Raw genomic sequence first — 11,896 nt, forward strand, 5'->3', positions numbered from 1 at the left:
AGTTAAATGGATTTTATAAGAAATTTAGATTGTATCTAACTAGCTTTCTGCATTAAAAAACACCTTGTAGAAGTGCATTTTCTTTTCGTCATCATAACCGCGTTCTAAGTATTCACTGGCAGCTTCAGGTGCGTCAATATCCAGTTTTATTTGGATATTGGTATCTAGTTTAATATCTGTTTTAATTTTCTTTTTTTCTTTATTGACCACCAGTTCAGATATATCAAACTGGTTTCTGATAAGTATATTATTTTCGCCTTCAAATTCTTTTTTAAAACTGTCAAACAGGGTTTTTTGTTTGTCTTCTTCAAAAACTTCGTTCTTGAAGTTTTCAATAGCAACCACTTCATGTTCTTTAAAATAATCAATGGTTTTTGCTAAAAATGCGTTTTGCTCTTGTGAACCATAACTGGTTTTTAAAATTTCAGAAGAGAAATCTTTACACAGTTCAATATATTGCTGGGTATGGCTGTTGGCATCATCTGCATATTTAATGTTTAAAAAGTGGTTAAGCCAGTATTGCGCATCATAACTATTATTGTCAACACTTAAGATAATGGGACCTTCAGTATCTGTTTGGTTTAAAATTAAACAGCCTTTATCTACTTTTTTAGAGCTAATACCTTTTTGAACCAGTACATCATAACTGTTGTTTTCTAAATAGGTTTGAAAAAAGTTGACTTTGTTCTCAATTTTAAAGATGCCAATGGCATTGGTGGTTATTTCATGGTATTCAATACCTTCAAATAAAACAACTAAAACGTCTCCTGTTTTTATTTGTGACGAATTGGATTGCTCATATAAATGGGTGACTATATGTTTTGAAACCTCTATAAATGCATCATCCTCATTAAATATTTGGCTAGAATAGGCGTTGATTTCGTTGAGAACAATATTGGAGTGATGGTTAAAACGATAGCTCTGAACCACAGAGGCAAAAGGTCTTAATAAAAAAGGCAGCATCAAGTCATAACTCGCTTCATCAAAATCTACTATTTTTTCTGAAAAGGCGTTTTTGGTGTCGTTAAATTTGTTGCCAACTTTATGTATAATAAATTTTGAAATAGAGGCATTTTTTCTTGAAATCATAAGGAATATGGTTGTCTTTTTAAGTCTGCAATACTAAGTAAAATTAAAAGATAAAGCCTAATTTATTTGATATAGAATGATGGAATTATTTTCCCCTTTAGTTACAAATTCCAAATCGCTGTCAGAATCAATATTATCAAGTGTTATTGCTGAGTTTCCATAAACCGGAAAATTAGAAAGCAATTGGGCATTACTGTCAAACAAATACACTTTTTGAGTTTGTAAATCGGTAACAGTCACATATATTTTATCACGTAAATAAAATAATTTTGGTGCCGTGTAACTTCCAAAATCCAGTTCAAAAGAATTTCCTTTAATAGCTAATTTATTATCACTTAATGTGACCAGAGTTTTACTTGAAGAGTCTATATGATGCTGTTCTGAAAGATTTAATTTTTGAGACACGCTGTTGCCTCTGGTGTCAATGGTTATAAGGTTTCCTTCACTACTAGTCGTTATAAACTTGTCATTATAAACGTAAATAGCTTCGTTTGAAAAGTTACTTGTTGTTTTTGGGTTAATCCGGATATTCCCAGTCCTATCCAGAAAATAGAGTTTGTTTTGGGTTTTAAATGCAATGTAATCTTTACTGCCAATTCTAAAATGTTGAGGCTGAGTTATAATAGTATTATTGGCAGATTTAAAACGGAATCCTTTGACTGTTTTTAAGCTAGTATCATACATTAACATGTTTTTTCCCTGCGTAATCAATAACCTGTAATTTTTGGTTTTTTCATAATCAAAAACAGATAATGGCTGTGTTATCACATCATTGAAATTTCCTGGAAATGGTGAAACATCATTGCCATTCCTGTCAATGATATATAATTTATGTGGCGTTGTAAATGCTAACTGTAACCGGCCGTTTTTATAAATATCTATTTGTTCTATCTGTCCTAAAACAGGTCCGTCCAGTTGTTTTTTCCAAAGTATTTTCCCGGTATTTGATATTAAATAAAGCTTGTTTTTAACATCTTGAACCACAATTTCTTTTTGCTTGTTTAAATGATTAATAACTAATTGAGGATTATTCAATAAATCAGCATCCAGTTTGATGTTCAGTTCTTCAGAAATAGAGTTTTGTAAGGCTTTCGCTTTTGTTTTATTAATGATTCCATTTACGTGAGCAAAATCATGATCAAAAACAAACTGAAGTGCCGAAGTTTTATATTTTTCAATTGAAACAGAAGTCTCTTCAAGGGTATTCTGATTTAATATATTAGTTAACAATGCAGGATTTGATATCATTAATAAGGAAGAAGCATCACTTAATTGCTCGTGTACATTATTAAAATAGGTTTCTTCACTTATTGTGGTTTTATTTTGATAATTTGAAATGATGCTTTTGAGCAGCTCTAAATCGTCAGCAAACACAAAGAAATTATCTATAATGCAATATTTACTGGCCTTACTAAAAGAGATTAATGGTGAAAATACATTTTGAAATAAATCTGGTTGGCTAAAATTAAAAATGTCAACTTGCCTAAAGTTTTCAATAATGGTTTGCTCACTTAATAGTGCATCTTCAGTTAAAATACCATCTAAAGAATTTAAAACAATGGCATTATTTTCAGAATCATAAATCACACCAACTTCAATGATATTGTCAAACAGTGTGGTACTTGTTTTTAAAGTATCTACCTGAGTATATTTAATGAGATTTGCTCTAAAATCTTTATAATTATTAAAGGTGAAACTTAAAAAGCCATCGCTGCTTGAAGGGGTAATGTTTTGGATTTGATTTTCTTGTGGAATCGTATTTTTAAAAACGTTTATAAAGCTTTGAACGGAATCATTTGCTTGAGAAATACCATTTAATAAAATTTTGTCTTGGCTGATGTCTGCATCAATAGCCAGGTAGGTGGTGAGTTTTTTTAAAGGTAAAATATGGTAAGGAAGAATAGATTTTATTAAACTGTTTTCATCATTTTTAATAATAATAGAGGCCGTTTTAGTGACATCTGTGGTTTGATATATTTTTTCTAAGTCACTATTTGAGTTGATGTATTCAAAAGCTTTTTCAACAATTTCTCTTGATGAGGAAGTAAAAAAGGTGCTGTCAATAATGGCGCTGTAAAAAGTTTCATTATTAAAAACGGATTTAATAATAGATTTGTTCCTATAGGTTAAGGTTTCTTCTTTGTAATTATTTAAGGAATCCCTTAAAAATATATTGTTGGAATATTTAGTGATAGCGGAATATTGCAGGCTGTCTAAGTGATCTTTTGAAAAACAAATCAACACTTGTCCTTTTGCTTTTAAAAGTGATAGATGTTTTAATTTTTTATTTAATTTTTTATAAGCATTGGTTTCAGAAAGGCTTTCTAAAAAATCATTATTATCAATACTGCTTTTCAGACTTTCAATATTTGACGTCTTTAGAATAATAGAAGTATTCTCTGGGATAAAATAAAAAAGTGTTGAATGATTGATATCTTTTTTGGAACAGCTAAAAATAAAAAGGAATAAGAGGGAAAACCTTAAGAATCTCATGAATCAAATAATTTTTACAAAGATAAAAACTTATAGGTCAAATTTTAATTGCTCTGCTAATAATCTAAATGATTTTCTGTGGTATTTGGTAATGCCATATTTTTTTATGGCCTCTCTGTGTTCTTTGGTTGGGTAACCTTTATTTTGTTTCCAATTATACATGGGAAATTCTTTATGAATTTTATTCATATATTCATCTCTGTAGGTTTTTGCCAGTATAGAGGCCGCGGCTATACTCATATATTTTCCATCACCTTTAACAATGGTTTCAAAAGGAATTTTTTTATAGGGTTTAAACTTATTGCCATCAACAATAATAAATTCTGGAGCGTGATGAAGCTGATCTATAGACTTGTGCATAGCTAAAATGGAGGCATTTAGAATGTTAATGCTATCAATTTTTTCCTGAAAGATATGAGCCACTCCAAATGATAAAGATTCCAATTCAATGAGGGGTTTAAGTAAATTTCTTTTTACTTCAGTCAATTGCTTGGAATCATTAAGTAATTCATTAGTGAATTTTTCCCTTAAAATAACGGCAGCAGCCGTAACTGGTCCTGCCAAACAGCCCCTACCGGCTTCGTCAGTACCACATTCTAATTTGAAATCTGAAAAATTTGCTTTTAAAACCAAATAAATGAAGTTTAAGCAAAGTTATAATTTTATCATTTATAAAACCATAAAAAACGTTACGTTCAAAGGGTGTAGATTGTAAATTTTTAAGTTTTTTTATGATTTAACATTATTTTGTGAAATAATTTGTTTTTATGAAATTTAATTGAGAATTTTAGCCTCGACTAATTCAAAATACTATTTTTATGAAATTCAAATTAACGTGTTTAATGACGCTTTTAATGGCGTTTGTTGTGCAATTTTCTTTTGCACAAGTAAAAACGGTCAAAGGGGCCGTTACATCTGCTGCTGCTGGCATGCCATTACCTGGTGTGAATGTAATAGTTAAAGGAACAGCTAGAGGAGTACAAACAGACTTTGATGGAATTTATTCTATCAGTGCCTCGCAAGGTGAAACTTTGGTTTTTTCTTATATAGGTACGAAAACTGTAGAAATTGTGATAGGTTCAGCTAACACGATCAACGTAAGCATGGAAGAGGATGCTGCCCAGTTAGATGAGGTCATCGTTACAGGTTTTGGTAATGTGACTAAAACATCCTTTGCCGGATCGGCAAAAGTTGTTACGGGTGAAAATATTTCAGCGAAATCTTTTACAAATGTTTCTCAGGCTTTAGCGGGTGAGGCGGCAGGTGTTGCTGTGTTTAACACTTCTGGACAACCTGGTAGCACATCTACAATTAGAATTAGAGGTTTTGGGTCTATTAATGGAAGTCAAGATCCTTTATATATTGTGGACGATGCACCGTTCGGAGGTAGTTTAAATGATATTAACCCGAATGACATAAAGTCTGTAACTATCCTTAAAGATGCTTCTGCAACGTCTTTGTATGGTGCAAGGGGAGCTAATGGTGTAATTGTTATTACTACCAAAAATGGTAAGGATGCCGGAAATCGTTTAAATGTTTCTGTTAAAACTGGTGTAAACTTTCAAGGTATTCCAAGATATGAAACCATAAAAACGCCAGAAGAGTATATTGGAATTTCTTGGGAAGGTATCTACCAAAGAGGTTTGTTGGAAAATGCCGGTGATCAAGGTCTTGCCATTGACTATGCTAATTCAAATTTATTTGAAGGTAGTAATGCCGATGTCTCCGATATATCACCAGTTTACAATATGTGGAATGTTAGCGATAGTGGTGCAATTGGTGTGTCTGAATTGATTGATCCCAATACTGCAACTGTTAGGCCAGGAGTGGGTAGAAGATATACACCAGAAGATTGGCAGGATTTTGCATTTCAAAGTTCAGATAGAACTGAGGCTAATGTTTCCCTATCTAGTAGCGGAGAAAATTCATCAATTTATACTTCGGTAGGTTTTATTGATGATAGAGGTTATGCAAGTAATACTGATTATAAAAGACTTAACGCACGTATTTCTGCTACCAACAAATATAAAAATTTTGTTGATATGAGTACCACTTTAAACTATGCACAAAGTGAGGCAAACAATAATGGACAGAATGAATCTTCTTCATCACAGTTTTGGTGGATAGACAATTTGCCTCCAATTTATCCATTATTTCAGAGAGATGCTGCTGGGAATAAAATTCCAGATCCTATTTATGGAGGCTTTTTGTATGATTATGGATTAGAAGATGGACGAGGATTTGGTTTTGCTACAAACGGTGTAGCTGATGCTCAGATAAACATCAGTAATTCTAAAGGTAATGCAATTAACTTTAATAACGATATAAAAATTAATTTATTCGAAGGGCTTAAATTGGAAAACAACTTTGGTTACCAATACTATATGAGTGATGATACTGAATTAAATGAACCTTTTTATAGCCCGTCTGCAGGTGCAGGTGGTGTTATTGATAGATCAAGATCTGAGACAAAAAACTATACAATTAGAACGGGTCTTAGGTATGATAGAAAATTTGGAAATGCTAATTTTTCTGCCTTTGTTACGCACGTAGCTACAACGTATGAATTTAATTACTTATTGGCAAGCCGTTCTAAATTAGTGACACCTTTTGGCACAGATATTAGAAATGGTGTTATTAATAATCCAAGTGATGGTTTTACACAAGATGAAACCACTGAGAGTTACATTGCAAACGCTACTTTTGATGTTGCAAATAAATATTTCATTAATGCAAATTTCAACAGAAATGCCTCCTCAAGATTTGTAAATAACAAATGGGGTAATTTTTATTCAGTTGGTGCAGCGTGGGTGCTAAGTCAGGAAGGTTTTATGATGGGTTCAAAATTTGTAGATTTCTTGAAGCTTAAAGCGAGTTATGGTGTAATTGGTAATTCTGCAGGAATTGGCTTATACCCTGGGTACAACCTATACTCTGTAAATAACCTAAACAATAATATTTCTTTGGCTTTTGCTACAAAAGGTAATCCTGACCTAACTTGGGAAAGCTCAAGTAATTTTAATGTTGGTTCGGAATTTGAATTAGGAGGTTTTATAGATGGATCTATTGAGTATTACAGAAAAACCACTACAGATATGTTCTTCAATAGAAATGTAGGACCTTCCAATGGTTATGCAGTTATTAGAGTTAACGATGGTGAGATGTTAAACTCAGGGATTGAATTTGATTTAGATTTCAAGTTGGTAGATAATGGTAAATTTCGTTTAAATTTTGGTATTAATGGAGCTATGCTTAATAATAAATTGGTCAATTTGCCAATTGACCCAACAACAGGTTTAGAACAAAAATTTGACCAGGAAGGAAGTTATGGGCGTACTGCCGGCCGTTCTTTATATGATTGGTATATGCCGGTTTATGCTGGTGTTAATTCGGATACTGGTGCAGCCCAATGGGAACGGCATTTTGATGATGTAGACAATGATGGCGTATTTGGAACTGATGATGAAGTCATTCTAGATTTAACTAGCTACATTAATGAAAATCCTGATGCTAATATTATTCAGGATTTAACTGAAGTGTATGCAGAAGCAACTGATAAATTTGTTGATAAAACAGCTATTCCTGATATAAATGGATCTTTTAGATTGAATGCAAGTTATGGCAGTTTTACATTGAGCGCTTTATTTAACTATTCTATAGGAGGGTGGTCCTACGACGGTGCTTATGCTAATTTGATGGATAATGATTATGCAGGTACAAATAATTTCCATACTGACATAAGAAATCGTTGGATGGCTCCTGGAGATATTACCGATATTCCAAGACAGGATGCTAGATTTCAGATTCAGCAAAATGCAGTCTCTACAAGATTTTTGACAAAAGCAGATTATTTAGCATTGAACAACATTCGTTTGGGTTTTGCAATGCCAAAATCTGTTACTGAACAAATCGGACTTGAAAATATGGATTTGTTTATATCAGGTGATAACCTCGCTCTTTTCTCTAAAAGAAAAGGTTTTAATCCATCTACTTCAGTAACTGGTAATTCAAGTATCTACCGTTACAACCCATTATCTACTATCGTGTTTGGTATTAATATAAATTTATAAAAACTATGAAAATTATAAGAAAAATTATGTATGTTGGGGTAATACTATCCTTTACTTCGTGTAGTAAAGACTTCTTAGAGGTGTATCCAACAGATACTTTATCAGCAGAGCAAGTTTCTGAGGCGGCTGAAATTAACCCCGATGTTTCAAAAGGGACATTGTTAGGTATATATGAGAATTTGTACCGTAGAGGGAGTGGCGGTACTGACAGTCAAGAAGATTTTGGTATAACCACTCAGTATATTCAATTAGATATGTTATCTGCAGATATGGCTCACTTGAGTAAGGGCTACAACAGACAAACTGCTATTTCTGAATTAACGGCTACTGTTGACCCTGATTCTGATTATAACTACAGAGGATGGAGATTCCTTTATAGAATCATAAATTTATCAAATCTGGTTATAGATGGAGCTGGTGGAAATGATGTAGTACCTGAAACCGCGAATGGTAAATATACAGTAGGTCAGGCCAAAGCATTAAGAGGGTATGCCTACTACTTTTTAGCACATATCTACGTAAATGATATTACGGATTTGTCTAAACCTGTGTTGCCAATTTATAAAAGTGCAGAAGATTTAGATCAACCAAAAAGCACTCTTCAAGAAGTTTTTGATGTAGCAATTAATGATCTTTTAGATGCAGAAATTTTGCTTGATGGTTTCGTGAGGTCTGCGAAAATTGAGATCAACCAAGATGTTGTACGAGGTTTATTGGCTAGAACATATGGAGCATTAAACAACTGGGCGAAAGCTGAGGAGTATGCTAAAAAAGTCATAGATTCTGGAAATTACCCTATTATGACTGCGGATGAGGTAGCCTTTTTGCCAGGAGAAACTGGTAACGTAGGTGGTTTCAATGATGTAAATAGTATTCCTGGCATTATGTGGGGCATTGATATTACTCCTGAAGGACAAGGATTGGCATCGCTTTTTTCTTGGTGGGGTTTTATGGATCCTTACAGTTATAGTTATGCTGCGGTAGGAAATGCAAAAGGTATGGACAATGTTTTGTATACAAAATTTAGACCAGATGATATAAGGAGATTACAGTTTGATTCCAGCTTAAGACCTAGGTGGAAGTTTTATTACAAGGGAGCTCAAAATAGTTCTCCTAGCCCTTTTCGTCTGTTTAGTGGGCCACAAACAAATATAGATTCAGATTCTCATTATATGAGAGTGGCTGAGATGTATTTATTACATGCAGAGGCTGCCGCTGAAAACGGAAATGATGCCGCCGCAAGAATTAGTTTAAAGGCTGTATTAGATTTAAGATTGGATGACAGTTCTTATATAGATGCACTTTCTGGTAATGCATTGGCAGAAGAAGCTGCTCTGCAAGCACGTTTAGAATTATTTGCTGAAGGTCAGTCTTATTTCATTATGAAGAGAAGACGTGAGACTAGAACGAGAGCCGGCTCTAACTGGTTAGATTACCAAGGTAGTTCTTTTCAGCATAGTGATGAGCGCTTAACATATGAAATTCCACAGAATGAAATTTTGTTCAATTCAAATTTAGATGGTCAGAATTAGTAAATTCTAATTTTAACACATTAAAAAAACCACCTTGTTTAAAGGTGGTTTTTTTTTTTTTGATTATTACAAATAACTTAATTTCTATATTAATTGTTAGTTATTAACTTTTTTCTGTAGTTAGAGGGCTTAGTAAAAGAAATATTCAATCAACGATTAAATAATTATTTTTAATCTTTTACACTTAATTTTGATGCGAAATTCATCTTTTTTAATTTTTAATTTTTTTATTTGGTTTTTGTGACTCGCATGGGCAAGAGTAAACAAAGCTAAAAGGCGCTCACAGAAGCAGTAATATTCAGGATACATTAAGAGAAAATGTTAAAAGCACAAAGCGGCGAACTGCTGGCTTTCTTAATTTAAAATAATTGGTGGTGCTTTAAGTTCAAATATTTACTTTTGCTCTGGAAATAAACAATTATGAAAAAAATATTTTTGGCATTTGTTTTACTAGCTTTTTTTGGTGGTGTTTATGCGCAAAAAAAGGACATATCAAAGGAGGAATTAGAAAAACTTAAAAAGGAATTAGGCAGGCCAAAGCAGGATGACGTAGAATCATTACAATCGGTAAATTCAGGGGATTATAAGAAAAATACTAAAAATGCTAAGCAACAAATCGCTAAAATTACAGATTACCTTATAATTAGTAGGGAAAATGATACTACTTATTTAGATACGACCTTAACGATATATAAAGATTATAAATTTAATTATTTAAGAAAGGATGACTTTGGATTGATTCCTTTTTCGAACCTGGGTCAAACATATAATACTTTAACTTATAATTTTGAAAACACCAATCTAATGCCAAGTTTTGGAGCACAAGCAAGGCATTTTAATTATATGGAAATTGAAGATATTAATTATTACCGAGTGCCAACACCTTTAACAGAGCTGTTTTTTAAAACAGCTTTTGAACAAGGTCAATTAGTCGATGCCTTTTTTACCGTGAATACAACCCCACGATTTAATTTCTCTATTGCTTATAAAGGGTTGCGATCTTTAGGTAAGTATCAGCATATCTTGACCAGTACAGGTAATTTCAGGTTTACTACAAATTATACATCAAAAAATATCAGATACCATTTAAGAACGCATATTGTAACGCAAGATTTGTTGAATCAAGAAAATGGAGGTTTAAATGATGATAGTGTGCTTAATTTTGAGTCAGGCGATCCTGAATTTTTAAAACGGGCCATTTTAGAAGTAAATTTTGAAAATGCCGAAAGTATACTTAAGGGCAAACGATTTCATTTAGATCATTCATTCGATATTGTACGAAAAAAGGATTCCACTTCACGTAATAAGCTTATTTTGAGACATATTATGTCTTTTGAAGACAAGTATTATCAGTATAACCAAGCAAATGCTTCTGGTTTTTTCGGCAATGCCTTTAATAATTCAAATTTACAAGACAAAGTGACTTTGGAAAATTTTTATAATCAGGTGCAATTAAACTACAGCAACGATTTATTAGGAGATATGCAGTTTAATGTGAGTAATAATAATTACAATTACGGTTATGATAAATTAATAGTACTTAATGGCGAAACTATTACTAATAGACTAAAAGGAGATATTTATACTGCGGGTGGTAAATACCATAAGCGATATAAAAGTTTTGATTTGGAAGGGGAGATGGGAATAAATATCACAGGAGATTTTGATGGAAATTTTATAAAAGGGAGCGCCTCATTTAAATTAAATGAAGATATCTCAGCAACGGCTCAAATAAATCATAGTTCAAAAGCACCTAATTATAATTTCTTATTATACCAAAGTGATTACATTAATTATAATTGGCAGAATAATTTTAATAATACGGAGACTCAGCAAATCGCCTTTCATTTAAAATCAAAGAAGTTAGCCAATATAGTTGTAGACTATGCCACTATAACTGATTATGCTTACTTTAAAAAAGACGGAATAAGTAATCTAACCAAGGCGTTTCAAAACAACTCAACCATTACCTATTTGCGCGTCAAATTGGAAAAGGAAATTCGATTGGGAAAATTTGCTCTGAATAATACCATGTTGTATCAAAATGTTCAGGATGAAAATAAGTCATTAAATGTACCTGAATTGACCACCCGTAATACGTTATACTACTCCACAAATATGTTTAAAAATGCCTTGTTTTTACAAACAGGAGTGACGTTTAATTATTTTACTAAGTACTATATGGACGATTATGATCCTTTGTTGGCGGAATTTATTGTTCAAAACGAAAAACAATATGGAAATTTTCCTAGGTTAGATTTTTTCATAAATGCAAAAATACGCCAAACACGTATTTATTTAAAAGCTGAGCATTTCAATTCATCTTTTACAGGATATAATTATTATTCGGCACCAAACTATCCTTACAGAGACTTTACGGTGCGTTTTGGTATTGTCTGGAACTTCTTTATGTAAGCTTCTATAATTCCCTTATTTGAATTTCTTTTGTTCAGATTGATCTGTTTATTGCTTAAATGAATCACTGCTTTGGAATAAGTCAATAGTAATGGCTTAAACAATATGGAATCTTGGTCAATTTTTAATATAATAAATGGGTTTATTTCTTCAATAATTGTAAAATTTTCAATAAAATATGAAAGATATTTTGGTGTAAGGAATTCAAAATCAACACATAAAATCTCATTAAAAAAACTTTTCAAAAAAAGGGAGAAAAAAGGTTGTGATAAGACAAAAAAGGGTTGTATGTTTGCA

General features: G+C 32.3%; 6 protein-coding genes. 3 read left to right on the top strand and 3 right to left on the bottom strand.

Going from position 1 to position 11,896, the window contains the following annotated elements:
• Positions 1-39 precede the first annotated feature (39 nt).
• From V8G56_RS09175 to V8G56_RS09185, 3 genes are read right to left on the bottom strand one after another with little or no spacing between them, the layout of a single operon-like run.
• Entirely contained in the window at positions 40-1,089 is a 1,050-nt protein-coding gene (locus V8G56_RS09175; protein ID WP_395438150.1) for a nucleoid-associated protein, read from the bottom strand.
• A gap of 57 nt (positions 1,090-1,146) precedes the next feature.
• Positions 1,147-3,582 carry a ribonuclease HII gene (locus tag V8G56_RS09180; RefSeq protein ID WP_395438151.1) on the bottom strand — a complete coding sequence of 812 codons (2,436 nt, stop codon included), beginning with the start codon at positions 3,580-3,582 and terminating at the stop codon, positions 1,147-1,149.
• Between the two features lie 30 nt (positions 3,583-3,612).
• A complete protein-coding gene (locus V8G56_RS09185; RefSeq protein WP_395438152.1) occupies positions 3,613-4,215 on the bottom strand; it encodes a ribonuclease HII in 603 nt (200 codons plus the stop codon).
• A gap of 185 nt (positions 4,216-4,400) precedes the next feature.
• Here V8G56_RS09185 and V8G56_RS09190 point away from each other — a divergent pair, with 185 nt between their 5' ends.
• The 3 genes from V8G56_RS09190 to V8G56_RS09200 all read left to right on the top strand — a co-directional run bounded on the left by V8G56_RS09190 (position 4,401) and on the right by V8G56_RS09200 (position 11,599).
• Complete coding sequence (locus tag V8G56_RS09190; RefSeq protein WP_395438153.1) at positions 4,401-7,652, top strand: SusC/RagA family TonB-linked outer membrane protein; 3,252 nt, start codon at positions 4,401-4,403, stop codon at positions 7,650-7,652.
• 5 nt (positions 7,653-7,657) lie between these two features.
• Positions 7,658-9,184 (top strand): RagB/SusD family nutrient uptake outer membrane protein, encoded by a 1,527-nt coding sequence (locus V8G56_RS09195; protein WP_395438154.1) that lies wholly within the window; start codon positions 7,658-7,660, stop codon positions 9,182-9,184.
• A gap of 420 nt (positions 9,185-9,604) precedes the next feature.
• Complete coding sequence (locus tag V8G56_RS09200) at positions 9,605-11,599, top strand: putative porin (protein ID WP_395438155.1); 1,995 nt, start codon at positions 9,605-9,607, stop codon at positions 11,597-11,599.
• Positions 11,600-11,896: the final 297 nt, after the last annotated feature.

The sequence above is a fragment of the Gaetbulibacter aquiaggeris genome (assembly GCF_044003965.1).
In the GTDB taxonomy this organism is placed as follows: domain Bacteria; phylum Bacteroidota; class Bacteroidia; order Flavobacteriales; family Flavobacteriaceae; genus Yeosuana; species Yeosuana aquiaggeris.